The following is a 25,315-nucleotide window of genomic DNA, read 5'->3' on the forward strand; positions in this document are numbered from 1 at the left end:
TTGGTCGCTTCGCGCCCATCTTCGACTCCGACTCGGCCTAACCTGAATCTCAACACACCCTAGGCGGCGGTCGCCAGAAACTCGGGGTTTTGCTTCACCAACGCTATCTTGAGCTTTTCCATGGCGCGTGCCTCGATCTGGCGGACGCGTTCCTTGGAGATGCCAAGCGCCTCGCCGAGGGCTTCGAGCGTCGCGCCCTCGTCGCTCAGCCGGCGTTCCTCGATGATCCTGAGCTCGCGGGCGTTGAGCGCGCCGAGCGCGGTTTTCAGCCAGATAGAGCGGCGTTCGACATCGATCGTGTCGCCCACGACTTCGTCCGGCAAAGGATCGTCCGAAACCAGGAAATCCATTCGCTCGGTGGCGCCCGCATCGTCGGCGAGCGGCTGGTTGAGCGAACTATCAGGGGCCGAAAGGCGGGAGTCCATCATCGCCACGTCGGCCTCGGAGACGCCGAGCGCCACCGACACCTCGCGGTAGAGCGAGGTGTTCGAGATCGGCTCGGCACCGTTCGCCAAGCGGGCGCGCAGGCGCCGCAAATTGAAGAACAGCGCCTTTTGCGCCGAACTGGTGCCGCCGCGCACGATCGACCAGTTGCGCAGGATATAGTCCTGCATCGAGGCACGAATCCACCACGTCGCATAGGTCGAAAACCGCACCTCGCGCTCCGGTTCGAAACGGGCCGCTGCCTCCAGCAGGCCGACATGGCCTTCCTGCACCAGGTCGCCCAGGGGCAGGCCATAGTGGCGGAATTTCGAGGCCATGGAAATGACCAGCCGCATATGCGCCATGGCGATTTGGTGCAGTGCCTGCTGGTCGTTGTTTTGCTTCCAGCGCAACGCGAGAACATGCTCCTCGTCGCGCTCGAGATAGGGGGCTTTCATCGCCGCGCGGACCATGGTTCGCCCTGCCGTATCTTCCATCATGCCACGCTCCCTGTTCCGGGCGTTGCGGTGCGATCGCTCGACCCTGAGCTGGCATCGTGGTTGAATTGGCGACGCCGCGCCCTACAACAGCCAACAAACGTGCCACCCGCGCGAATGGTTCCGCCGCTGATGTCGCGTGGATTGCACTGTCCGAAAGCTCGATGCGGCGGTCGCTCCTCGGCCGGTTGGCGTGACTCAATGCAGTTTTGAGAATTGGATTTCGAAAGCGTCTCATTGTTGAAATCTGGTTCCTTATTTCGCCAGCCTGCATCTGTCAGGTTCCGGCGCTCACAAATGCGCCGGATGCCGGCCCCGGACGCCGGCCAATGACGGGATCACAGAAAAATGAAATGGCTCAAATCGCTTATCGTCGCCGCAACACTGCAGGTGCTGGCCGGCACATCAGGCCATGCCGGCGCGAATTTCGATCAGATCAAGCAGGCCGGTGTCTTCAAGGTCGGCACGGAAGGCACCTATGCCCCCTTCACCTATCATGATGCCTCGGGCGCACTGGTCGGCTTCGACGTCGAGATTGCCAAGGCGATCGCCGAGCGGCTCGGCGTCGAGGCCGAATTCCTCGAAGGCAAATGGGATGGGCTGATCGCCGGCCTCGACGCCAAGCGCTATGACGCCGTTATCAACCAGGTCGGCATCACCGAGGAGCGCAAGGCCAAGTATGATTTCTCCGATCCCTATATTGCTTCCAAGGCGGTGCTGATCGTGCGCGGCGATAATACCGACATCAAGAGCTTTGCCGACCTGAAGGGCAAGAAGGCGGCGCAGTCGCTGACCTCGAATTTCGGCAAGCTCGCCGAAGCAAACGGCGCCGAACTCGTCGGCACCGATGGTTTCGACCAATCGATCCAGCTGCTTCTTACCGGCCGCGCCGATGCCACCATCAACGACAGCCTGTCCTTCCTCGATTTCAAGAAGCACAAGCCCGACGCCAATGTGAAGATCGCCGCGCAGGAAGAAAACGCCGACTATTCCGGCGTGCTCGTGCGCAAGGGCGATCCGGAACTGGTCGCCGCCATCAATCGGGCGCTGGCCGATATCAAGGCCGACGGCACCTACCAGAAGATCGCCGACACTTACTTCGGCCAGGACGTTTCGAAGTAAGCGCATTTCCCGGAGCCGGCCGGTTGCCGGCCCGCATGGCAAAGTATCGCGGCGAGCCGTCTTTGACGGCCGCCGCTTTTGGCGTGATATGACGACCCTATGTTCGCGCCTCGATGCTGCCGGGCCGATTTTTGGGCGGCAATCTCGCAAGGAGAGTTTTCGTGCCGCACTGGCTGCAATTGATGCTGGATTCGTTGCCCACGCTGCTATGGGCCGCGCTGATCTTCACCGTGCCGCTAACGCTGCTGTCGTTCGCATTCGGTCTCTTCGTAGGTCTGGTCGCAGCGCTCGTCCGGCTGTTCGGCCCGAAGCCGCTGGTCGCCGTGGTCCGCTTCTACGTCTGGATCTTCCGTGGCACGCCGCTTCTGGTGCAGCTCTTCCTGATCTTCTACGGCCTGCCCTCGGTCGGCATCCTGCTCGACGCCTTTTCAGCCGCGTTGATCGGCTTCACACTCAATATCGGCGCCTATACATCGGAGATCATCCGCGCCGTCATAGGCTCGGTGCCGAAGGGGCAGTGGGAGGCGGCCTATTCGATCGGCATGACCTGGAGCCAGGCGATGCGACGCACCATACTGCCGCAGGCCGGCCGCGTCGCGGTGCCGCCGCTGTCCAACACCTTCATCTCGCTGGTCAAGGACACATCGCTGGCCGCCGCCATCACGGTGCCGGAGATGTTCCAGGCGGCGCAGCGCATCGTCGCCACCACCTATGAGCCGCTGATCCTCTATGTCGAGGCGGCGGCTCTCTATCTGGCGCTGAGCTCGGTGCTGTCGGCGTTGCAGACGCGCCTGGAAAAGCGGCTCAACCGCTATGGCGGCTTCCTGGAGGCGCGCTCATGATCGGCCTCACCAACATCGAGAAGCGCTTTGGTGACAACCTCGTGCTGAAGGGTGTGACGGTCACCATCGAGGAAGGCAGCGTCACCGCCCTTGTCGGCCCCTCCGGCGGCGGGAAAAGCACGCTTCTGCGCTGCATCAACCTGCTTGAGATCCCGACCTCGGGCACGGTGCGCATCGGCGACGACGCGCTCGAATTCCATCCCGGCGGCAAGGTTCCCGGCAGGGCCATCCAGCGCCTGCGGCTGCAGACCGGCATGGTGTTCCAGAATTTCCAGCTGTTCCCGCACCGCACGGCGATCGAAAACGTCATGGAGGGGCTGGTGACGGTGTTGAAATGGCCGACGGCGAGGGCGCGCGAGCGGGCGCTCGCTCTGCTCGAAAAGGTCGGGATGGCGCACAAAGCCGACGCCTGGCCGGCGACGCTGTCAGGCGGCCAGCAGCAACGCGTGGCGATCGCCCGGGCGCTGGCACCATCGCCGAAAGTGCTGCTGTGCGACGAGCCGACCTCGGCCCTCGATCCGGAACTGGCGCAGGAGGTGGTCGACGTGCTCGGCCAGCTCGCCAGCGAGGGCACCACCATGGTGATGGCGACGCATGACTTGCGCCTCGCCTCCAAAATCGCGCAGGAGGTGGTGTTTCTCGACGCCGGCAGCGTCGTCGAGAAAGGCCCCGCCGCTGTTTTGTTCAGCAATCCGGAGCGCCAGCGAACCAAGCGGTTTATCGCGACGCTGAAGCAGGAAGCAGAGAAGGAAGCCGGCGGCGAAGTTTAAGGCGTGTCGCCCAAAAAGTGCGTAGCGGTTTTGGGGTGACGATCACCAAAAACAAAAAACCCGGCGCGAGGCCGGGTTTTTTCAAATTCGAAGGCGAGAAGCGCTCAGGCTGCTTCTTCCTGCTCGGCTTCTTCGTTGTCGGCCTTGGCGCCGCGCTTCGGACCCTTGTTGAGGTTCACCTCGATGAGGCGCACCGCTTCGGTCTCCGACATGCGGTTGACGGCCGCGATCTCGCGCGCCATGCGGTCGAGTGCCGCCTCATAAAGCTGGCGTTCGGAATAGGACTGCTCCGGCTGGTTGTCGGCGCGGTAGAGGTCGCGCACAACTTCCGAGATCGAGATCAGGTCGCCGGAATTGATCTTCGCATCATATTCCTGGGCGCGGCGCGACCACATGGTGCGCTTGACGCGGGCGCGGCCCTGCACGACTTTCAGCGCGCGATCGACGTAATCCTCTTCCGACAGCTTGCGCATGCCGATGGAGGTCGCCTTGGCGACCGGAACCTTAAGACGCATCTTGTCCTTCTGGAAGTCGATGACGAACAGTTCCAGCTTGTGGCCCGCAACTTCCTGCTCGTCGATCGAGACGATCTGGCCAACGCCATGCGCCGGATAGACGATGTACTCGCCGGTCTTAAAACCGTGACGCGCTGCGCTGGACTTCTTCTGCGGGGTGATTGTTGCCATTACGCCATGAACTCCTTGGTGTGGTACCGGCATTCTGCCGGCCGAACTCGCGCGATCGGGTACCGATCGTTAGCCGCACAACTACGAACCCACCGGAAAAGCCGAGGTTGGCAAACCGCATAGTCGCGACTGCCTGCCCCAGATCACTCTGGTCCGGATTGAGAAATTCACCTTTCAGTGATTTGGGGCGTTTGCGCCATAAATCGACGTTGTGTCACCGGCATGTTTGGTTGATGTAGCACAAAAAGTCGGAAGAATCAAGGTTTTGCTGCACGCGCGAAGGTCAAGCGCGATCTCCGCCTGTCGCGGCAGTTAACGTGCAGTGCCGATCACCATGCGTGATGCCGATCAAACCGGCGTCGCCGTTACAGCGCCACGCGCCCGTTTTGGACGCGCAAGGACGCTTGACACTTTGATCTTGCGCATAGTCCTTTCCGAAAATCGATTTCGATTTTCGCGGTCGTGCGCTAGTCGCCCTGGCCGGGCTCAGGGGAAAAATATTTTTCGAACTTGCCGGCCTCGCCATCGAAGGATTTGGCGTCGGCCGGAGGCTCCTTCTTGGCGGTGATGTTGGGCCATTTGTCGGCGTATTCGGTGTTGATCTGCAGCCATTTGTCGAGCCCCGGCTCGGTGTCCGGCTTGATCGCGTCGGCCGGGCATTCCGGTTCGCAGACGCCACAGTCGATGCACTCGTCGGGATGAATGACGAGCATGTTCTCGCCCTCATAGAAACAGTCGACCGGACAGACCTCGATGCAGTCCATGTATTTGCATTTTATGCAATTATCGGTCACGACATAGGTCATTGGTCGGCTCCGGGACGTCCCGTTTTATCAGGGCGACGTGCGTCCAATTGGACGCATAAGGTACGCTCTAACACTTTGAATCCACGCATCGTGCTCTTGGAAAATCGATATCGATTTTCGGGCCGATGCGGTAGGCCTTTTTTGGTGAGGTAACGTCTTTGCCCGCCGCTTGCAAGGGCAGCCATTGCGCGTGATGCCGGTGTTTCCGGAATGGATTTCCAGCCGGCGATGCGACGAAAGCCGGTTATGCGTCAGTCGTCGCCGAGCAGCCGGTCGGTCTCCCGGCGTTCCTTCTTGGTCGGGCGGCCGCTGCCGGCATCGCGCAGTGCGGGGATCGCATCGCGAACGGCCTCGCCCTTTGGCGTCGGCGGTGGCGAGATATCCTCGTAGAGCAAGCGCGCTTCCTCGGCGGGACCGCGCCGGCTCCCGGTGCCAAGCACCTTCCAGACGAAGATGCGCCGCTCGAGAGTGATGGTCAGGACGTCGCCGGCGCGGACCAGATCGGAGGCCTGCGCTGCTTTGTCGCGATTGATGCGAACGCGTCCGGCCACCACCAGCTTCGCCGCCAGCGAACGCGATTTCACCGCACGCGAAAAGAACAGCCATTTGTCGATGCGCTGGCGGCCTTCGGCGACCATCGGAGCGAACGAACTTACTTCTTCAGCTGGTCGCGCAAGGCGGCGAGCTTGGCGAAGGGGGAATCCGGGTCGAAGCGCACCGGACGCTCCTCGCGAGGTTTCGGCTGGAACGCGGGCTTTCCACCCGGCGCGCCACCCTTGCCGTCCGGCCTGCCGCCTTTCCGGTCGGGACGGCCTTCGCGACGATCAGGACGCTCGCCCTGCGGCTTGCCGTCGCGCCGTTCCCCTGCCTCGCCCTGAGGCTTGGGCTTGAACTTGCTGCGGTCGAAGCGCGGCTTGCCGGCGCCATCGCCGTCGCGGCGTCCTTCACGGGCGGGCCGGCCGCCTGGAGCGCCGGCCTGCTGCCCGGCCTCTGCCGGCTCGTTGCTGCGGCCATCGCGCGTGACTTGTCCGCTGCGCGGGCGATTGTCCCTATCACGAGGCCGGTTGTCGTGGTGGCGGTGGCGTGGGCGCTGGTCGAAGCGGCCCTGCCGCCACAACAGGATAGGTTTTGGTTCTTCGGCCTCTTTCTCGGGGTCTGGAGCAGCCTCGCCGGTGGCGGCTTCCGCCGCCGCGGCAGGTTCGGCCGAGACTGCTGCCGTTGCGGTCGAGGCTTCGGACGCCGGCTCCGCCGGTGCGACCTCAACCTCGGCGGTTTCGGGTGCTGCCTCTCGAGCTGCGGCTTCAGCTGCAGGCAGTCCCTCTACCGTCACCTCAGGCGGAGTTTGCAGCTGAGCTTCTGCGACAGGTTCCGCTTCGGTAGCGGGTTCCGCGAGAGCCTCCGCCGTGGCTTCTGCCACTGCATCCGGCTCAGAACTGTCGGCCGGCGCCTCGGCGGCTGCGTCGGCAATCGCGGCTTCCGCTGCCTTGGCCTGCTCGGCTTGTGCCTCCGCCGCCTGCTTGGCCGCGGCGGCTTCGCGCGCGCTATTGTCCTGTGCCTCGAGCCGTGCCTTCACCTCGACAGCCGGCTTCGGCTCGGCCCGGTAGCCGAGGCCTTTCAATATCTCTTCCATGTCGTCGGCCGTGGCGCCGAGGATCGACATCATCGGCGGCGTCACCATGAAGGACTGACCATCATAGGCGCCGTCAGGGCGCTGGCCGAGGCCCGGCTTCCAGTTGGTTGCGGGCCGGATCAGGTCGGCCAGCCGTTCGAGGATGTCGACGCGCACCGCGCGACGGCCGAGATTGCGGTAGCCGGCGAGCTTGTAGAAGGTCTTGTCGAAGGTGGGATCGATGACCACCGAGGTGCGGCCGGAGGCCAGCGCGTGAACCACGTCGCCAAAGCCGGGCTTGTCCTTGCCGTCGTTCTGCAGCGCCCACAACAGGGTCACCAGTCCGGCCGGGGCCGGCTTGATCAGTGCGGGCACGAAGACGTGGTAGGCGCCGAAGCGCACGCCGAGCCGGCGAAGGGCGGCGCGGCCTTCCTGGTCGAGCGACTTCATCTCCTCGGCGATGTCGCGGCGGTTGATGAGGCCGAAATTCTCGACGAGCTGGAAGGCGATGCCGCGGCCGATGCCGGTGATCTGCTCGGCGTTCTTGAGGTCGACCAGCGGCTTCAGCAGCGACTCGATCTGGAAATTGACGAAGCGCTCGGCGCGCGCGGCGACCTTGTCGCGGGCGGGACCGGTGAGCTGCTCGTCGGCCAGCAGCACCAGGCGCGGCTTCAACGGCTCGTCGCCTGCGACCAGCGTGCCGATCGGCGCGCCGATCCAGCGCAGCGTGCCGTCGGAGCCGAGCGCGATGTCGCCATTGGCCGAGGCGCCGAAGCGTTCGGCCCGCGCCTCGAATTCGGCTGCAAGCGCCTTCTGGGCTGCTGTGCGCACCGCCTTGGCGTCCTCGCCGGCGGCGCTCTGGTCGGCGGTGAAGCGGAACCCCTGCAACTCGCCGACATGATGGCCTTCGACAAGGACGGTTCCGGTTGGGCTGATTTCGGCTTCAGGCATGGTATTTTCTCTAAGGCGCCGCATGAGGACGGAAGTCCTGCGGTCTACGAAGCGTTTCGTCAACCGCTCATGCAGCGCATCCGACAATCTGTCTTCGATTTCGCGCGTCTTTTCCTGCCAGTGTGCCTGATCGGCCAGCCAGCCGGGCCGGTTGGAAACGAAAGTCCAGGTGCGGATCTGGGCGATCCGGTGCGACAGCGTGTCGATGTCGCCCTCGGTGGTGTCGGCGCGGCGCACCTGCTCGGCCATGTAATTCTCGTCGACATGGCCATGCCTGGCAAGGTCCATGTAGATCGAGGCGATCAGGTCGGCATGCTGGGCCGGGGCGATCTTCCTGTAATCGGGAAGGGCGCAGGCCTCCCACAACAGCGCTACGCGCCTGGCGTCGGTGGCAAGCGCCCGGATGTCCTCGTCGCGGGACAGATGCTCGAGCGCCTGCGCATCGACCGCCGGCAGCGCGCGCGTCAGGCCTTCAACCGGCGCGTTGGTCTCGATCGAGCGCTTCAGCGCGTCGAGGTTGGCGAAATCGAAACGCGCGGTGCGCCACTGCAGCACCTTCACCGGGTCGAAATCATGCGTTTCGATTTTCTTGACCAGTTCCTCGTCCAGCGGATCGACCTGACCGGTGACGCCGAAGGTTCCGTCGCGCAAGTGCCGGCCGGCGCGGCCGGCGATCTGGCCGAGCTCGGCCGCCGTCAGGTTGCGATACTGGTAGCCGTCGAACTTGCGGTTCTGGGCGAAGGCGACATGATCGAGATCGAGGTTGAGGCCCATGCCGATCGCATCGGTGGCGATCAGATAATCGACATCACCCGACTGGAACAGCTCTACCTGCGCGTTGCGGGTGCGCGGCGATAGCGCGCCGAGCACGACTGCCGCAGCGCCCTGTTGGCGGCGGATCAGTTCGGCGATGGCATAGACCTCGTCAGCGGAGAAGGCGACGATCGCCGTACGTCGCGGCAGGCGGGTGAGCTTCTTCGAGCCGGCATAGGCGAGATGCGACAGCCTTGGCCGCGTCACCACCGACACCCCCTTCAGCAGGCGTTGGAGGATGCCGTGCATGGTCGCTGCGCCGAGCAGCAGCGTCTCCTGGCGGCCGCGCAGATGCAGGATGCGGTCGGTGAAGATGTGGCCGCGCTCGAGATCGCCGGCCAGTTGGACCTCGTCGACGGCAACGAAGGCGGCGTCGGTCTCGCGCGGCATGGCTTCCACGGTGCAGACCGAATATCTGGCGCCGTCGGGCTGGATTTTCTCCTCACCGGTGATAAGCGCCACCTTGTGAGCGCCGACCTTCTCGCAGACGCGTGAATAAACCTCGCGGGCGAGCAGCCTGAGCGGCAGGCCGATAATGCCGCTTTCATGCGCCACCATGCGCTCGATGGCGAGATGGGTCTTGCCGGTGTTGGTCGGCCCGAGCACAGCGGTCACGTCGCGGCCTGACAGGATCAGTGGCTCAGTGTGTTTCGGCTGGATGTTCATCGACCCTGGAAATTAAGGCTCTCTGCCTCGCGTTGTCGGGAGCGCGCCCCGTGGTGGCGCGGGTGACAGCCGACACATAGGGATTTCGGGCGCGAAGCGAAAGCAGAATATTCCGATGGCAGCTCGAAGCCTTCCGTCGGCGTCGACAATCCGTTCCGCCGTTCCGATTTAACAGTTGGAACGAGTCTGGAACGAATCGGCTACGAATCGCTGACTCGCGCAGATTCAGGGTTTGTTCACGGCTACATCTGGATTTCTCGCCTGCGAGTCTCACCACATGCTGAATCGCCGAACTGGCCCGTTTCATGCAGGGCCGACGTCGCCGTTAACCTTTGCCGCTGAATGATCGACGCAGGTCGGCCGGCGTCATCCAACATTTTGAAATAATTAATCTTTCCTAACGCGCCTTAACCATTTGGGGATGTTTTCAGCCTTTGTCGTTTAACACTGCGCTCAAAGCCGGAACGAAACGGCGACGAATCGGCGCCGGCGCATGTTTCCCGGTTTGTTCACCCCAATATGTTGTGTCATGAACAGGTTTTCCACCTGTTATCCACAGGCGGGGAACAGGGTTTTGCACAGGGCTGGGCGGCTGCCGTTAACCTTTGCGTGCCGCTTCGGCACAAATCGGCGTCACGACCATCGGTCGGCGCAGTCGCTGCACGAGGACCAGACTGCCGGCAATGCAGAACGGCTTGGTTCAAGCCTCTCCCACGGCATAGCGCTGCCGCAGCGGGCTGCAACAACGGGCCGCCTCAGGTGATATGACGCCTCAGGTGATATATTGGCCGCCATTGGCTGATATGGTCGAGCCGGTGATGAAACCGGCATCGTCTGACGCGAGGAAGACGACGCAGCGTGCGATCTCTTCCGGCTCGCCGAGGCGGCCGACCGGGATCTGCGGGATGACGCGCTCATTGAGCACCTTCTCGTCCATCGCCCTGACCATTTCGGTGGCGATGTAGCCGGGGCAGATGACATTGACGGTGATGCCGGCCCGCGCCCCTTCCTGGGCGAGCGCCTTGGTGAAGCCGATGTCGCCGGCCTTCGCCGCCGAATAGTTGACCTGGCCGGCCTGACCCTTCTGGCCATTGATCGAGGAGATGGTGATGACGCGGCCGAACTTGCGCTCGCGCATGCCGCCCCACAGCGGGTGGGTCATGTTGAAGACGCCGGAAAGATTGGTGTCGACGACCTCTTTCCACTGCTCGCGCGTCATCTTGTGGAACATGGCGTCGCGGGTGATGCCGGCATTGTTGACCAGCACGGAAACCGGGCCGAGATCGGCCTCGACCTGCTTGATGCCGGCGGCGCAGGCATCGTAGTCGGCCACCGACCATTTGTAGACCGGAATGCCGGTCTCTGCCTTGAATTTCTGCGCCGCGTCGTCATTGCCGGCGTAATTCGCGGCAACATGATAGCCGGCGTTTTTCAGGCCGATCGAAATCGCCGCGCCAATACCGCGCGACCCGCCGGTGACGAGTGCTACCTTGGTCATGGTGTCCTCCCTTTTTTCATGAGCGGCGGGCGACGAACGGTGATCGAGCCCCGTTCGCTACCGACCATTTCACGGCTTTCTCACTCCGTCTTCACGCCGCTTTGCAGCTGACTTCACAGCGCTTCCACGCACATGGCAACCCCCATGCCGCCGCCGATGCACAGCGTGGCGAGGCCTTTCCTGGCACTTCTGCGGCGCATCTCGTAAACTAGCGTGTTGAAGATGCGGGCGCCGGAGGCGCCGATCGGATGGCCGATGGCGATGGCGCCGCCATTGACATTGACGATCGACGGATCCCAGCCCATGTCCTTGTTGACGGCGCAGGCCTGGGCGGCGAAGGCTTCGTTGGCCTCGACCAGGTCGAGATCGCCAACCGACCAGCCGGCCTTGGCCAGCGCCTTGCGCGAGGCGGGAATAGGCCCGGTGCCCATGATCTGCGGATCGACGCCGGCGGTCGCCCAGGACACGATGCGCGCCAGCGGCGTGATGCCGCGCTTCGCGGCTTCCGCTTCGGTCATCAGCAGCACGGCGGCGGCGCCGTCATTGATGCCGGAGGCATTGGCGGCGGTCACCGTGCCGTCCTTGTCGAAGGCCGGTCTCAGCTTGGTCATGGCCTCGATCGTGGCGCCGTGGCGGATATATTCGTCCTGGTCGACAATGGTGTCGCCCTTCTTGCCCTTGACGGTGAAGGCCACGATCTCGTCCTTGAATTTGCCGGCCTTCTGCGCGGCCTCTGCCTTGTTCTGGGAGGCCAGCGCGAGCTGGTCCTGGTCATCGCGGGTAATCTGGAACTGGCGAGCGACGTTTTCGGCCGTGTTGCCCATGTGGTAGCCATTGAAGGCATCCCACAGCCCATCCTTGATCATGATGTCGATCATCTTGTAGTCGCCCATCTTGACGCCGGCACGCAGGTGTTGAGCGTGCGGGGCCAGCGACATCGATTCCTGCCCGCCGGCGACGATCACCTTGGCATCGCCGGTGGCGATCTGCTGCATGCCGAGGGCAATAGCGCGCAGACCTGAGCCGCAAACCTGATTGAGGCCCCAGGCGGTGGTTTCCTTTGGCAGGCCGGCTTCGATTGATGCCTGGCGAGCGGGGTTCTGGCCCTGAGCCGCGGTCAGCACCTGGCCGAGGATGACCTCGTCGACTTCCGCCGGCTCGACACCGGCGCGAGACAACAGCTCCTTGATGACCACGGCACCAAGCTCATGCGCCGGCGTGGCGGCGAAGGCGCCGTTGAAGGAACCGACGGGCGTGCGCGCCGCACTGGCGACAACGATGGCAGCGGACATGTTCTTCTCCACACTTAGAGGTATCGAGGTTTTGGTATCGCAGTTTGTATCGTCAGGGCTTTTCTTGCCCTTTCAATGATCCAAGTCAAACCGGAAATGGGCATACCGGCCATGCGCCGCAAGCAGGCTGCGCATCGTCATTGAAACAGGCCGCCCGTTGCTGCGCAGCATTTTTAGCCCGCCGTGCAGCATTAATTGATCCCGCACTGCACAAACCGCTTGGAATTGTGACGCTTTTGCGCATATCCTTGAAAAGGCGCAATCGTTACCGGCAGCTTACTCAAATGCGCCGGTGTCCCGGGAGGATGCTGATGGCCGCGAAAGACGAACCGATTATCATCAAGAAATATGCCAATCGCCGCCTCTACAACACCGGCACTAGCACCTATGTGACGCTCGAGGACCTTGCCGAAATGGTCAAGAAGGGCGAGGAGTTCACCGTCCAGGACGCCAAGACCGGCGACGACATCACCCATCCGGTGCTGACCCAGATCATCTTCGAACTGGAGAACAAGGAAGGGCAGAACATGCTGCCGATTCCGTTCCTGCGCCAGTTGATCGCTTTTTACGGCGACCAGATGCAGATGATCGTGCCGAGCTTCCTCGAACAGTCGATGATCGCCTTCTCGAAGGAACAGGAACGCTTCCGCGAGCAGATGAAGGGTGCGTTGGGCAAGTCGCCGCTGGACATGATGAAGATCGCCACGCCGATCAAGGCATTAGAAGAGCAGACGCGCCGCAATATGGAGATGTTCCAGAACGCCATGCGCCTGTTCACGCCCTTCCCGCCTGCAGGCCCAGCCGCAGGCTCGAACGGCACTTCCGCAGCGCCGGCGGAGCCGGCCAGGAAAGAGACGTCGGAAAAACCCGACGACCTTCAGGAACTGAAGGAACAGATCGCCGCCATGCAGCGCAAGCTCGACACGATGTCGTGATCGCCGGCCGGCCGGCCGAAATCTCTCATCAGCAGGCCGTGTCAGAATCTCCGCCTCGAACGGGGCCGAGTGCCGCCCGACCCGCGCTAAAGCGCGTCGCATTTGACCGGCCTCATGCGGCGCGCATTAGGTTGCTGTTTGATGCATGTCGTTAACGCAAACCGCTGCACACCCTCGGGTCAGACCCAGGGTCAGGCCCGAGGGCATGCTTTTGCGCGACATGCATTATTTCGCCGTCACCGTCACCAGAGCAGTAACGGGTTTGCCGTCCACAAGAATGGGCTTGTGATGATCATCGGCAAGTAGCACGCCGATCACATGCTTGCCGACGGCATCCGGACAATGGCCGAAACGAGCCTTAACAAGATCGCCGCCAAAGTCGCTGTTCATGCTGTTGTACGGCTTGCCGGGAATGTTGCAGGTATCTCCGGCAGGATCGATCTTCATATGCAAATGGCCGCATTGGCTGACGCCGTCACATTCACCCGCTGGCAGAAGCGTGAAGTTGCTGCTGACGACGACGCCTATCGCCTTCTCTGGGTCATTGCCGAGTTCGATGACCGAACCGGCCGCCGGCCAGACGATTTTCAGGGTTGGCTGATCTTCGGCCTGGGCAGACCCGAGCGACAGTAGGGAGAAAGCAAGGGCAGTCGTTGCGATGATGCGAAGCATGGTAACCTCCATTGATGTTGTAATCACTGATTACATAGGAAACGCTTGGGGCGCAAGAATATAATCGGTGATTACATGTCGGCGTCGTGCTATTGGCAGGCATGACCAGCCCCACGGATTCCGGCGAAGCCGCCAACCCCAAGCGCTATCATCACGGCAATCTGGTTGAGGCCTTGATCGCTGCTACCGTACAGATCATCGAAGAGCGCGGATCAGAGCATGTGTCAGTGCGCGAGGCGGCAAAACGTGCCGGCGTTTCGCCCGGCGCGCCATTCCGGCATTTTCGGTCGAAATCAGCACTGCTGACCGCCGTCGCCGAACAGGCCATGAACCGGCTGACCGAGGCCGTTGCCGATGCACAGTCCAGAGTCGACAGCGCAGATCCCATTGTGGCCTTCGAAGCGATCGGGCAAGGCTATCTGGAGTGGGCGATCAGCAATCCCACGCATTTCCAGATCATCAGTTCTCGAACGCTGATTGATTTCGACGCGTCGGAAAGTCTTCGTGATCAGAATGAAGCCGTTCGCCGGAAAATGATCGACCTGCTGACCCAAGCGCAACAACAAGGTCGGCTTGCCCCGGACACCGACTTCGATCATCTGGTGCTTGCCGCCCGCGCTTTTGTCTACGGCTTGGCACGCATGGCGATCGATGGTCATTTCCCGGAGTGGCATCCGTCCGAGCCGCCATCGCTCGCCGTACGGAAAGCTCTGCGTCTTTTCATGAGCCAGATGACCCTTCCAAAACGCAATTTTATGAGCGTCCCGAAGCGAGTCCCCCTCCGGGACCGCTGACAAAACTGTCTCCGCACCGGTTGTCGGGCGTACAGCTTCGAATGAGGGTGTCCTCCTTCATGACAAAAATTTCATGTCGTCGCCAATCCGTGCCGCTGTTCTTGCGCCACACGAGACATATATGCTGCACTGCAATATGCTTCCGTTAGCACCGCACTGAAGGATTTCGCCTTGCCCAGCAGAAAAACCGCCATCGTCACCGGTTCCACCTCCGGCATCGGCCTGGCAATCGCCCATGCGCTGGCGGCCGATGGCTGCAACATCGTCGTCAATTCCTTTTCCGACACGGCCGACGACCAGGCCGTCACCGATGCGATCGCCAGGCATCACGGCGTGAAGACCGTCTACATCAAGGCAGACATGTCGAAGCCGGCCGAATGCCGGGCGCTGGTCGCAAAGGCAGCCGAGAGCTTCGGCTCGGTCGATATCCTGGTCAACAATGCCGGCATCCAGCATGTCGCGCCGGTGGAAGAATTTCCCATCGAGAAGTGGGACGCCATCATCGCCATCAATCTGTCGTCGGCCTTCCACACCATCGCCGCCGCCATCCCGTTGATGAGAGAAGCCGGCGGCGGCAGGATCGTCAACATCGCCTCGGCCCATGGGCTGGTCGCCTCGCCGTTCAAATCGGCCTATGTCGCGGCCAAGCACGGCATCATGGGGTTGACCAAGACGGTCGCTTTGGAACTGGCGCGCGACAAGATCACCTGCAACGCCATCTGTCCCGGCTATGTGCTGACGCCGCTGGTCGAGGCGCAGATCCCCGACCAGATGAAGGCCAACAAGATGGACCGCGACACGGTGGTCCGCGAGGTCATGCTCGACAAGCAGCCGACCAAGGAATTCGTCACCGTCGAGCAAGTTGCCGCTGCCGCGGTGTTCCTGTGCTCGGATGCGGCAGCGCAGATCAACGGCACGCAAATTTCGGTCGACGGCGGCTGGACCGCGCAGTGAATTTGAGCGTGCGAACAAATCCGGCCGACAAATCGAGGACAACGCCATGACGACAAACGGCAAGGCGGAGGAGCCCAAAAAGATCAACGTCGCGCTGCAGGGCGGCGGCTCGCACGGCGCCTTTTCCTGGGGCGTGCTCGACCAGCTGCTGGAGGACGGACGGCTTGACATCGCGGCGGTTTCGGGCACCAGCGCCGGCGCCATGAACGCGGTGGCGCTGGCCGACGGCTTCGTCCGCGGCGGCGTCGAGGGCGCGCGGCAGAAGCTCGACGATTTCTGGCGCGCGGTGGCGCGGAAGGGCCGGTTCAGCCCGGTGCAGCGCATGCCGTGGGACGTGGCCTGGGGCAACTGGTCAATCGAGAACACGCCGGGCTATCTGTTTTTCGACACCATGTCGCGGGTGTTTTCGCCCTATGTCGCCAACCCACTCGGCCTCAATCCGCTGCGCGATGTGATCGAACAGCAGATCGATTTCGGCAATGTGCGCGCCTGCAAGGCGATGGAGCTGTTCATCTCCGCGACCAATGTCGAGACCGGGCAGTTACGCGTCTTTTCCGACGGCGAGATCGACATCGACACGGTGATGGCGTCGGCTTGCCTGCCGCAGCTGTTCCGCGCCGTCGAGATCAAGGGCGTGCCCTACTGGGATGGCGGCTATGGCGGCAATCCGGCGCTGTTCCCGTTCTTCAAGTCGGCTGCCACCGAGGACGTGCTTTTGGTGCAGATCAACCCGGTGGTCCGCGAGGGGACGCCGAAGAGCGCCAACGAGATCCAGAACCGCATCGACGAGATCACCTTCAATGCCGGGCTGCTGCGTGAATTCCGTTCGATCGCTTTCGTCAAGGAACTGATCGCCGCCGGCCGGCTGCCGCATGGCGAATACCGCGACATCCGTATGCACCGCATCGATGCCGACGAGGCATTCAAGGATCTGTCGGCATCGTCCAAGGTCAATGCCGAATGGGCATTCCTGACCTATCTGCGCGACCTTGGCCGCACCGCGGCCAGCGACTGGCTGGAAGAGAATTACGACGCCGTCGGCAAGCGGCCGACGCTTGACCTCTCAGGCGAGCTCGACGACGGCTTCAAGCCGGTGCGTGGACCGGCACCGGGGCGGCGGGTCAAGGAGTTCCTTGCGGCCCGCATGAAGCCCCGGGCCGCGCGCCGCCAAGCCTGAGGCGTTTTGTTTGTCAGCTTTTTTGCAAGGCTAGATCGATCACCTTGATCAGCGCGGCCGCAGCCCGCCTCTGCTCGTCCGGATCGTTGATGCGCATCTTCATGCCTTCCAGCCCGTCGAGCAGCATGTCGGCCAGCAATTTTGCCGACAAGCCCCTGGCGGTGAGATCGACGCCATTGCGTCCGGCCTCGCTCTCGATCGCTGCGGCGACATGCTCGGCAAACCGGCTGCGCCAGCAGCCGATCAGGTCGGCGAGACTCGACTTCATGTCAAGGAGTTCGGCGCCATGCGGCGAGGCGTGGACGGTGCGCGTCATCGAGATCAGCGCTTCATCGATGGCCCGCATCGTGCGCTCGGCAAAGGGTTCTTCGCCGGCGAGTGCCGTTTTCGCCTGCTTGAGCGAGCGGGAGAGCAGCATCAACGCGATGGCGCGATAAATATCGGTCTTGTTCTTGAACTGGAGATAAAGCGCCGGCCGCGACATATCGGCGGCACGCGCAAGGTCGTCCATGGTGGTGCGGGCGAAACCATAGGCCAGAAACACCTTCATCGCGCTGTCCAGAATGCGGGCGCGCTTGGGGTCAGTGGCGATGTCTTCGATCTCGATCATGGCGCTACTTTATCCTGCGAAAGCTCTATTGACAAAATAACGTAATTTGTCAAGATGTAAAAAGGCGGCCCAATCGGGCGCTCGTCCTTGGACTGTGAACGACAACGAAGGGATATTTCCATGCGCCTCACCGTCGACGGGCAGGCATTCGACTTCGATGCCGATCCCGAAATGCCGCTGCTGTGGGCGCTGCGCGATCTCATGGGCAAGACCGGGCCGAAATTCGGCTGCGGCATTGCCGCCTGTGGCGCCTGCACGGTGCATGTCGACGGCCAGCCGGTGCGCTCCTGTTCATTGCCGGTCGGTGAGGTCACCGGCGCGGTCACCACGATCGAAGGCATCGGCACCGAAGGCAGACTGCATCCGGTACAGCAGGCATGGCTGGAAGAGCAGGTCGCCCAGTGCGGCTACTGCCAGGCCGGCCAGATCATGAGCGCGGTGGCGCTGCTCGACGAGGTTGCCGAGCCGACCGATGCCGATATCGACGATGCCATGGGCGGCAATCTCTGCCGCTGCGGCACCTACCCGAAGATCCGTGCGGCGATCAGACGAGCGGTCGTCCTCAAGACGGCGGGGATCTGACCATGGCCAGTGTCGGAAAGATCGCTCGCCGCACGTTTCTCATCGGCACTGCTGCCATCGCGGGCGGCGTCGCCGTCGGCTATTACTACTATCGCAAGCCTTTTCCGAATCCGCTGGAGGGTGATCTCGCCAAGGGCGAAGTCACCTTCAACCCCTATGTGAAGATCGGCGCCGACAACACCATCACCATCGTCGCGCCGCGCGCCGAGATGGGCCAAGGCATCTCGACGACGCTTGCTGCCATGGTTGCCGAAGAGCTCGATGTCGGGCTCGACCAGATCAAGGTCGAGCACGGCCCGGCCTCCTACGCCTATTTCAATGCGGCGATCCTGGAAGAGGGCGGTCCGTTCGCTTTCTTCGACGAAAGCATGACCGCGGAAATAGTGCGCGCCGGCATGGGCGTGGTCGGAAAATTCCTCGCCCTGCAAGGCACCGGCGGTTCGACATCGACGCTCGATGGTTTCGGCAAGATGCGGCAGGCAGGCGCCGCCACGCGGAAGATGCTGATTGCAGCTGCCGCGCAAAAGCTCGGTATAGCTGCCGCCGATCTGGAAACAGCCAACGGCTCGATCCTGCACAAGGCGTCGGGCAAGTCGCTGACCTATGGCGCGGTCGCCGCGACCGCTGCGGCGATGGCGCCGCCCGCGGAAATCAGGCTCAAGGACAAAGCCGACTGGAAACTGCTCGGCAAACCGCAAAAACGCGTCGACATGCTGGCCAAGGTCACCGGGGCGCCGATCTTCGGCATCGACGTGACGCTGCCGGAGATGCTGTACGGCACGGTCAAGATGAGCCCGCGCTTCTGGGCCAAGCCGGTCAAGGCTGATGTCTCCAACGCTGAGAAAATGCCTGGAGTGATCAAGATCGTGCCGATCGACACGAATTACGGCCACGGCTTCGGCATCATCGCCGAAAACACCTGGGCGGCGTTCAAGGCGGCGGAGGCGATCGACGCCGAATGGGCCGATCCCGAATATCCGCCGGACAGCGCCGGCATTTCCGAGCTGCTGAAGCAGGCGCTCGGCACCAAAGGGTCGGTGATGCGCGACGATGGCGACGTCGATACCGCCTTCGCCGACGCGCCGCGCGAAAAAATCGTCGAGGCTGACTACGCGGTGCCTTATCTGGCACATGCGACAATGGAGCCGATGAACGCCACGGCGCGGTTGAAGGACGGCGTTCTCGACATCTGGTGCGGCAACCAGGCGCCGACCTTGGTGCGGCAGCTTTGCGCCAATGCTGTCGGCATCGAACAGGACAAGGTCAGCGTCCACACCACCTTCATGGGCGGCGGCTTCGGCCGACGTATCGAGGTGGACTTTGCTCTCTGTGCCACGCTGATGGCGAAGGAAACGGCCGGCCGGCCGATCAAGGTGATCTGGACGCGCGAGGAGGACATGCGCCACGACGCTTACCGGCCGGCTTCGGTCGGCAAATTCCAGGCGCGGCTTGGCGACGACGGCATGCCGGTCGCCATTGGCATGGCAATCGCCTCGCCATCGCCGATAGCCAGCACCTTGCGCCGGCTGTTTCCTTCGATATCGCCGCTCGGCCCTGACAAGTCCATTGTCGATGGGGCCTACGACCAGCCCTACACCATCCCGAACTACCGGGTCAGCGGCATTGCAGCGCCCGCCTCCATCCCGGTCGGCTTCTGGCGATCGGTCGGCTGCTCGATCAACGGCTTCTTTCATGAGGGCTTCATGGACGAGATCGCCGTCGCCGGGAAAACCGATCCGGTCGAACTGCGCAAGACGCTGATGGCTGCCTATCCGGCGGCGGTGAAGGTGGTCGAGAAGGTCGCCGAAATGGCGAAATGGGGCGAGGCGCTGCCCGCCGGCAAGGCCAAGGGCATGGCATTCACGCTGTCCTTCGGCAGTTGGGTGGGCGAGATCGTCCAGGTCGCCGACACGCCGTCCGGCATCCGCATCGAGAAGGTGTGGATCGCCGCCGATGTCGGCACCGCGCTCGATCCCGGCATCATCGAGGCGCAGCTCATTTCCGCAGCCATCTACGGCCTGTCGGCGGCGATGGGCCAGGAGATTACTTTCGCCGACGGCATGGTCGAACAGTCGAATTTTCACGACTACGACGCCATGCGCATCTTCCAGTGCCCGGCGTTCGAAGTCGCCATCCTGGAGAATTTTCACAAGATGGGCGGCGTCGGCGAGGTCGGCACGCCACCGGCGGCACCGGCACTCGCCAACGCCATCTTCGCACTGACCGGCAAGCGCATCCGGACACTGCCCTTATCGAAGGAGGTGACCTTTGCATGAAATATTTCCCACCATGCTGACAGCTGCTGCCATACTGTTTCGATGGCGCCTCCCCAGCGGCAGAGGAAAGCCAAGGCACGGCACCGATGACGGTCGATGCAGCCAAGGGCTTGCCCGAGGGACGCGGTCCGGCGGTTGCCTTCGCATCAGCACTGCGCCGACCGCCATGTCGCAGACGGAACGGCTGCGATGGTCCGGCGCGCCTCATGGCGGCGGCCGCACCCTGCCCAGCGAAGTATTACTCATCAACATTTCTGACTATATTGCGGTGCAACTTTGATGTAGAAGCTCGTTCGCCGATCACGGCAAGTTGAACACGGCCTTGCGCGCACCCATATCGGCGACGCGCCGAGTTAGAAGACGCGGCCTGGCCGAATCCCGCGCACTGGAAAACGATGATGCCGAAATACAGGTTTCACAAGCTTGCAGCCATTGTTGTGCTTGTCGGTTTCGCTGCCTGGATGGCGACGGGCGAGTTCTCATCCGTCGGCAGCGCGGCCGCCGACAACGAACCTAAGGCGGGGGAGGTCGAGCAGCCAAAGGCGGTTGACGCCGGCAACGCCAAGCCCAGTGCGGCAGAACAGCCAAAGGCAGCCTTGCGCACCGTCGCGGTCATAACCCCGCCGCGGCGCACCTATGCGCGCGCCATCCGGATTTCCGGACTGACCGAAGCCGATAAGCGCGCGGTGCTGGCGACCCGGGTCGACGGCATCATCGACAAGCTGCCGGTCAAGCAAGGACAGCACGTCAAGACGGGCGACCTCGTGCTCATGCTTGCCACCGAGGAAAAGCTTTCGGCGCTCAGCAATGCCAAGCAGCTTGTCGCGCAGCGCCAGGCCGAACTTGATGCGGCCTCGCGGCTGGCGAAAACCGGCAATCTGCCCAAGCTGCAGCTCGACAACGCTCGCTCCACCCTGACCTTAGCGCAGTCGATGCTGGAAGCGATGCAAGCCCAGCTTGATCGCAATGAGGTGAGGGCTCCGTTCGACGGCGTCATCGACCGGGTGCCGGTGGAGCTTGGCAGTTCGGTGATGCAGGGCGGCGAGGTGGCAACCATTCTGAGCCTAGACCCTGTGATCGCCCGCGGCGAGGTCAGCGAGCGTGATCTCGGCTATCTGAAGATCGGCGACAAGGCGAATGTACGATTGGTCAGCGGCCAGAATGTCGAGGGCACCGTGCGCTATATCAGCCGCGACGCCTCGTCCGCCACCCGCACCTTCCGCGTCGAGATCGCAATCCCCAACCCCGAGGGCACCATTCCGGCCGGGATGACCGCCGAGATCGCGCTGAGCGCGCAGCCGACCGACGCTGTCATGCTGCCGCGCTCCGTGGTGACGCTCGGCGACAAGGGCGACCTCGGCATTCGCGCCGTCGACAAGGACGACAAGGTCGTGTTCTTCCCGATCGATCTGGTCGACGACACGCCAACCGGCCTGGTGCTCGGCGGCATCCCTGCCGATGCGCGCATCATCGTCGCCGGCCAGGAACTGGTGAAGGAAGGCGAAGTGGTCGAGCCGGTCGAGGCCGACCAGGCGACCATTCAGAAGCTGCTGGGCGAAGCGACAGCCGGGACGCAGTAATCATGGATATCGTCAAACTCGCAATCAGCAATGCCAGGCTGACCATTTCGGTGCTGGTCTTCCTCATCCTTGCCGGTGCGGTCGCCTATCAGTCGACACCGAAGGAAGCGGAACCCGACGTTCCGATTCCGATGATGTATGTCAGCCTGATCTATCAGGGCATCTCGCCCGAGGATTCGGAACGCCTTCTGCTGCGGCCGATGGAAGCCAAGCTGAAAAGCCTCAAAGGTCTCAAGGAGATGCGTTCGGCCGCCTTCCAGGGCGGCGGTTATGTGCTGGTCGAATTCCACCCGCAGACGGATCTGGCGACGGCGCTGCAGGACACGCGCAGCAAGGTCCAGGATGGCAAGGCCGACCTGCCGCAGGCAGCCGAGGAGCCTGTGGTCTCCGAAGTCAACGTCTCCGAGTTCCCCGTCCTTGTCGTGACGCTGTCGGGCGAGGTGCCCGAGCGCGTTCTGACGACGGCGGCGCGCGAGTTGCGCGACCGTATCGAGGAAGTGCCTGGCGTGCTGGAGGGCGCGCTGCAAGGCGCCCGCGACGATCTCGTCGAAGTCGTCATCGATCCGATGAAACTGTCGTCCTACGGGCTGCAGCTAGAGCAGCTGATCGGTGCGGTTGGCGATTCCAACAGTCTTGTCGCCGCCGGCAACATCGAAGGATCCGAGGGCAAATACGCGGTCAAGGTGCCGTCGCTGATCGAAACGCCGCAGGACGTGGCGGCGCTTCCGATCGTCGCCGGCCCCAATGCCGTCGTGCAGGCCAAGGATATCGCCACCGTCCGCTCCACCTTCAAGGACGCCGAGACGGTGACCCGTCTCGACGGCAAACCGGCGATCGCCATCGAGGTGAAGAAGCGCATCGGCTCCAACCTGATCGACACGATCGCCCAGGTGAGGGCCGTGTCCGATGCCTTCATAAAGACCATGCCGGAAGGCATGCACGTCACCTACACGCAGGACAAATCGGTCTTCGTCAACCAGTTGCTCGGCGATCTGCAGAACCACGTCATGATCGCCGTGATCCTGGTGTTCATCGTCATTCTCTACGCGCTGTCGGGCCGTGCCTCGCTGCTGATTGGCCTCGCCATTCCATCGTCCTTCCTGATCGGCATCCTGCTGTTGGCCATGATGGGCTACACGATCAACATGATCGTGCTGTTCAGCCTCATCCTGGCGGTCGGCATGCTGGTCGACGACGCCATCATCGTAACCGAATTCGCCGAGCGGCGGATGAGCGAAGGCATGCCTAAGGCAGAGGCCTTCGCGCTTGCCGCCAAGCGCATGGCCGGTCCGGTTATCGCCGCGACGATGACGCGCATCGCCGCCTTCTCGCCGCTGCTGTTCTGGCCAGGCATCATCGGCGACTTCATGAAATACATGCCGATCACGCTGATCGTCACGCTCTCGGCCTCGATGCTTTATGCACTGGTTTTTGCACCGGCGCTGGGCGCCTTGTTCGCCAAGGCGCCGCCGCATCACGAGAACGACAACCGCGACGGCTGGTACATGGCGGTGGTCAAGCAGGCGGTTCGCTTTCCCATCACCGTGCTTCTGCTCACCGTCGGGCTTTTGTTCGGTGTCGGCTTTGCCTATTCGAAATACGGCGCCGGTGTCGAGTTCTTCCCGAATGTCGAGCCTGACTACGGCCTGCTCTATGTGCACGCCCGCGGCAACCTTTCGCTCGCCGAAATGGATGCCGCCACAACGACCGCGGAGAACCGGCTTCTCGGCTGGCCAGGGGTGAAATCGGTCTATACCCGAGTCGGCAAGACGCAAGGCGGCGGCCAGGACATTCCTGAAGACGTGGTCGGCGTGATCCAGTACGAGTTCGTCGACTGGCGCGAGCGCAAATCGGCGAACGCGATCCTGGACGAACTGCGCGGCGTCATGGCCGGCATTCCCGGCGTCGACGTCGAGGTTCGCGTGCCCGAGGCCGGCCCGCCCACCGGCAAGCCGATCCAGATCAGGCTTTCGGCCGTCGACCCCAAAGGTCTCGACGACAAGGCGCACGCCGTCGCCGCACGCGTTGCCAAGGTCCCCGGCGTCATCGACATTTCCGACGGCCTGCCGCCGCCCGGCGTCGACTGGGCGCTCGACGTCGACCGAGCCAAGGCGGCACAATACGGCATCAGCCCGACCTCGGTCGGAACGGTAGTGCAACTGGTGACGAACGGGCTGAAGCTCAGCGAATACCGGCCGGCCGGTGCTGACGACGCCGTCGACATCAGGCTGCGCCTGCCCGAGGACCGGCGCACGCTGTCGACGCTCGACGACCTCAGGGTGCAGACGTCGCAAGGGTCGGTGCCGATCTCGAATTTCGTCGCGCGCAAGCCCGAGCCGACCGTCGGCATCCTCAACCGCATCGACGGCGCGCGCACCGTGGTCGTCCAGGCCAATGTCGCCGCCGGCGAGCAGGTCGCTTCGGTCCAGCAGCAGGTCAGCCAGGCTGTCGCCGACATGGATCTCGGTAGCGGCATACGCTGGAAGCTCGCCGGCTCGAACGAGGACAGCGCCGAGGCCAGCGCCTTCCTCAGCAAAGCCTTCGGCGCGGCGATCTTCCTGATCTTCCTGGTGCTTCTGATGCAATTCAACAAGTTCACCAGCGTCTGGCTGGTGCTGTCCTGCGTGGTCATGGCGACGGTCGGCGTGTTCCTGGGATTGCTGTTGACCGGAGAGGCGTTCGGCATCGTCATGTCGGGCATCGGCGTCATCGCGCTGGCCGGCGTGGTGGTGAACAACAACATCGTGCTGATCGACACCTACGACCGGCTGCGTGAAGAGGGCTGGGACAAGATGGACGCGGTGCTGCAGACCTGCCGCGAACGTGCCCGCCCGGTCGTGCTGACGGCGGTGTCGGCGATTCTCGGCGTGCTGCCGATCGCTTTCGGCCTTGGTCTTGAAATCTTCCATCACGAGACGACGATCAACGCGCCGTCGACGCAATGGTGGATCTCACTGTCCTCGGCGATCGTCTTCGGCCTGTCCTTCGCCACTTTGCTGACGCTGGTGGTGACACCGTCGATGCTGATGGTGTTCACGCGTAGCAAGAACAGCCGCTTCTATGCATTCTTCCGTCGGGTGTTCCGGCGCGGAACGCCAGCCGATGCGACTGTGGAGACCTCCGCAAGGCCGGTCTTGCTCGACGAGCCGGCGATCGACTTCCCGAAGGCCGCCGAATAGGTCGCTCCCTTCAGCCCCATTTCAGCCCCAGGGTAGAAAAGGCCGCCGGGAACAACCCAGCGGCCTTTTGCATTGTCCTGTCATGCAATGCCTCAAAGCGGGGAGTTTCTCATGACGCTCAGCACCATTCTCATCATCATCCTGATCCTCATTCTGATCGGCGCGGTGCCGACATGGCCTCATTCGCGTTCCTGGGGTTATGGTCCCTCCGGCATCGTCGGCGTGATCCTGATCGTGCTGCTGGTGTTGCTGCTGATGGGCAGGATTTGACCGAAGTTTTGGTGCGCACGAACTTGCAGCGCTGCGCGTCCTTTAGTCTAGCGCACTGGCAAATTGCCACGGCGCCCCCGGCACCGCCCCGCCGGGGTTCGTCGGTGGCGGGGGTGGGGGGGTGAATGTGGGGCCCTTATCAGGCCCGCCGACCGACACCCTCGTTCAGGTTCGGGACCTCCTCATGGCCGGTCGCTCTCGCCCCAAACCCAAATTACTCTAAACGACCGAGTTCGACCCTTTTGCGGTCATTCAGTTGCGAGCCTTGCATGACGCGATCTGACCCGAGGACGAAGCCGCTCGCGCGGCAA

At 62.9% G+C, this 25,315-nt stretch carries 21 protein-coding genes; 12 read left to right on the forward strand and 9 right to left on the reverse strand.

The features are described 5' to 3' along the window. Positions 1 to 59 precede the first annotated feature (59 nt). The gene (locus BQ8794_RS08135) at positions 60 to 923 is read right to left on the reverse strand and encodes an RNA polymerase factor sigma-32 (RefSeq protein WP_077375388.1); all 864 of its coding nucleotides are present in this window, start codon (positions 921 to 923) and stop codon (positions 60 to 62) included. Between the two features lie 345 nt (positions 924 to 1,268). Here BQ8794_RS08135 and BQ8794_RS08140 point away from each other — a divergent pair, with 345 nt between their 5' ends. The 3 genes from BQ8794_RS08140 to BQ8794_RS08150 all read left to right on the forward strand — a co-directional run bounded on the left by BQ8794_RS08140 (position 1,269) and on the right by BQ8794_RS08150 (position 3,654). Next, positions 1,269 to 2,042 carry an amino acid ABC transporter substrate-binding protein gene (locus BQ8794_RS08140; RefSeq protein ID WP_077375390.1) on the forward strand — a complete coding sequence of 258 codons (774 nt, stop codon included), beginning with the start codon at positions 1,269 to 1,271 and terminating at the stop codon, positions 2,040 to 2,042. Positions 2,043 to 2,203: 161 nt separating this feature from the next. After that, positions 2,204 to 2,884 (forward strand): amino acid ABC transporter permease, encoded by a 681-nt coding sequence (locus BQ8794_RS08145; RefSeq protein ID WP_077375432.1) that lies wholly within the window; start codon positions 2,204 to 2,206, stop codon positions 2,882 to 2,884. Beyond that, positions 2,881 to 3,654: an amino acid ABC transporter ATP-binding protein gene (locus tag BQ8794_RS08150; protein ID WP_077375393.1), complete on the forward strand. Its 774-nt coding sequence runs from the start codon at positions 2,881 to 2,883 to the stop codon at positions 3,652 to 3,654. Before BQ8794_RS08145 ends, BQ8794_RS08150 begins: the two co-directional genes overlap by 4 nt. Before the next feature lie 104 nt (positions 3,655 to 3,758). Here BQ8794_RS08150 and BQ8794_RS08155 read toward each other — a convergent pair whose 3' ends face one another. The 6 genes from BQ8794_RS08155 to BQ8794_RS08180 all read right to left on the reverse strand — a co-directional run bounded on the left by BQ8794_RS08155 (position 3,759) and on the right by BQ8794_RS08180 (position 11,975). Next, positions 3,759 to 4,340, reverse strand: coding sequence for a CarD family transcriptional regulator (locus tag BQ8794_RS08155; RefSeq protein ID WP_027152934.1), 582 nt, complete (start codon positions 4,338 to 4,340; stop codon positions 3,759 to 3,761). A gap of 467 nt (positions 4,341 to 4,807) precedes the next feature. Beyond that, entirely contained in the window at positions 4,808 to 5,146 is a 339-nt protein-coding gene (gene fdxA, locus BQ8794_RS08160; protein WP_023803892.1) for a ferredoxin FdxA, read from the reverse strand. A 251-nt stretch (positions 5,147 to 5,397) separates the two neighbouring features. Beyond that, a complete protein-coding gene (locus tag BQ8794_RS08165; RefSeq protein WP_077375395.1) occupies positions 5,398 to 5,784 on the reverse strand; it encodes an RNA-binding S4 domain-containing protein in 387 nt (128 codons plus the stop codon). Between the two features lie 14 nt (positions 5,785 to 5,798). Further along, positions 5,799 to 9,185 (reverse strand): helicase-related protein, encoded by a 3,387-nt coding sequence (locus BQ8794_RS08170; RefSeq protein ID WP_077375397.1) that lies wholly within the window; start codon positions 9,183 to 9,185, stop codon positions 5,799 to 5,801. A gap of 772 nt (positions 9,186 to 9,957) precedes the next feature. Continuing rightward, on the reverse strand, positions 9,958 to 10,683 hold the full coding sequence (gene phbB, locus BQ8794_RS08175; protein WP_077375399.1) for an acetoacetyl-CoA reductase: 726 nt from the start codon (positions 10,681 to 10,683) through the stop codon (positions 9,958 to 9,960). A gap of 113 nt (positions 10,684 to 10,796) precedes the next feature. Then, complete coding sequence (locus BQ8794_RS08180) at positions 10,797 to 11,975, reverse strand: acetyl-CoA C-acetyltransferase (protein ID WP_077375435.1); 1,179 nt, start codon at positions 11,973 to 11,975, stop codon at positions 10,797 to 10,799. Positions 11,976 to 12,286: 311 nt separating this feature from the next. On the opposite strand from BQ8794_RS08180, the gene phaR reads away from it, so the two are divergent. Continuing rightward, a complete protein-coding gene (phaR, locus tag BQ8794_RS08185; RefSeq protein WP_077375439.1) occupies positions 12,287 to 12,910 on the forward strand; it encodes a polyhydroxyalkanoate synthesis repressor PhaR in 624 nt (207 codons plus the stop codon). A 225-nt stretch (positions 12,911 to 13,135) separates the two neighbouring features. Here the strand turns inward: phaR and BQ8794_RS08190 are convergent, their stop codons facing one another. Next, positions 13,136 to 13,582, reverse strand: a complete 447-nt coding sequence (locus BQ8794_RS08190) for a hypothetical protein (protein WP_077375442.1) — start codon at positions 13,580 to 13,582, stop codon at positions 13,136 to 13,138. Between the two features lie 101 nt (positions 13,583 to 13,683). Between BQ8794_RS08190 and BQ8794_RS08195 the strand changes: the two genes are divergently transcribed. The 3 genes from BQ8794_RS08195 to BQ8794_RS08205 all read left to right on the forward strand — a co-directional run bounded on the left by BQ8794_RS08195 (position 13,684) and on the right by BQ8794_RS08205 (position 16,507). Continuing rightward, positions 13,684 to 14,376: a TetR/AcrR family transcriptional regulator gene (locus BQ8794_RS08195; RefSeq protein ID WP_077375401.1), complete on the forward strand. Its 693-nt coding sequence runs from the start codon at positions 13,684 to 13,686 to the stop codon at positions 14,374 to 14,376. A gap of 171 nt (positions 14,377 to 14,547) precedes the next feature. Beyond that, positions 14,548 to 15,330, forward strand: coding sequence for a 3-hydroxybutyrate dehydrogenase (locus tag BQ8794_RS08200; RefSeq protein WP_077375403.1), 783 nt, complete (start codon positions 14,548 to 14,550; stop codon positions 15,328 to 15,330). Between the two features lie 46 nt (positions 15,331 to 15,376). Continuing rightward, on the forward strand, positions 15,377 to 16,507 hold the full coding sequence (locus tag BQ8794_RS08205) for a patatin-like phospholipase family protein (protein WP_077375405.1): 1,131 nt from the start codon (positions 15,377 to 15,379) through the stop codon (positions 16,505 to 16,507). Positions 16,508 to 16,520: 13 nt separating this feature from the next. On the opposite strand, the gene BQ8794_RS08210 is transcribed toward BQ8794_RS08205, so the two are convergent. After that, entirely contained in the window at positions 16,521 to 17,117 is a 597-nt protein-coding gene (locus BQ8794_RS08210; protein WP_077375407.1) for a TetR/AcrR family transcriptional regulator, read from the reverse strand. A gap of 120 nt (positions 17,118 to 17,237) precedes the next feature. Here BQ8794_RS08210 and BQ8794_RS08215 point away from each other — a divergent pair, with 120 nt between their 5' ends. The 5 genes from BQ8794_RS08215 (at position 17,238) to BQ8794_RS08235 (ending at position 25,004) form a co-directional block, all read left to right on the forward strand. After that, positions 17,238 to 17,699: a (2Fe-2S)-binding protein gene (locus BQ8794_RS08215; RefSeq protein ID WP_077375409.1), complete on the forward strand. Its 462-nt coding sequence runs from the start codon at positions 17,238 to 17,240 to the stop codon at positions 17,697 to 17,699. Positions 17,700 to 17,701: 2 nt separating this feature from the next. Further along, positions 17,702 to 19,975 carry a xanthine dehydrogenase family protein molybdopterin-binding subunit gene (locus BQ8794_RS08220; protein WP_077375411.1) on the forward strand — a complete coding sequence of 758 codons (2,274 nt, stop codon included), beginning with the start codon at positions 17,702 to 17,704 and terminating at the stop codon, positions 19,973 to 19,975. Between the two features lie 398 nt (positions 19,976 to 20,373). Beyond that, positions 20,374 to 21,555 (forward strand): efflux RND transporter periplasmic adaptor subunit, encoded by a 1,182-nt coding sequence (locus BQ8794_RS08225; protein WP_077375446.1) that lies wholly within the window; start codon positions 20,374 to 20,376, stop codon positions 21,553 to 21,555. A 2-nt stretch (positions 21,556 to 21,557) separates the two neighbouring features. Then, positions 21,558 to 24,734: an efflux RND transporter permease subunit gene (locus tag BQ8794_RS08230; RefSeq protein WP_077375413.1), complete on the forward strand. Its 3,177-nt coding sequence runs from the start codon at positions 21,558 to 21,560 to the stop codon at positions 24,732 to 24,734. A 111-nt stretch (positions 24,735 to 24,845) separates the two neighbouring features. Then, on the forward strand, positions 24,846 to 25,004 hold the full coding sequence (locus tag BQ8794_RS08235; RefSeq protein WP_077375416.1) for a DUF3309 family protein: 159 nt from the start codon (positions 24,846 to 24,848) through the stop codon (positions 25,002 to 25,004). Positions 25,005 to 25,315: the final 311 nt, after the last annotated feature.

Origin of the sequence: Mesorhizobium prunaredense, from assembly GCF_900156895.1 — a bacterium.
Taxonomy (GTDB): domain Bacteria; phylum Pseudomonadota; class Alphaproteobacteria; order Rhizobiales; family Rhizobiaceae; genus Mesorhizobium; species Mesorhizobium prunaredense.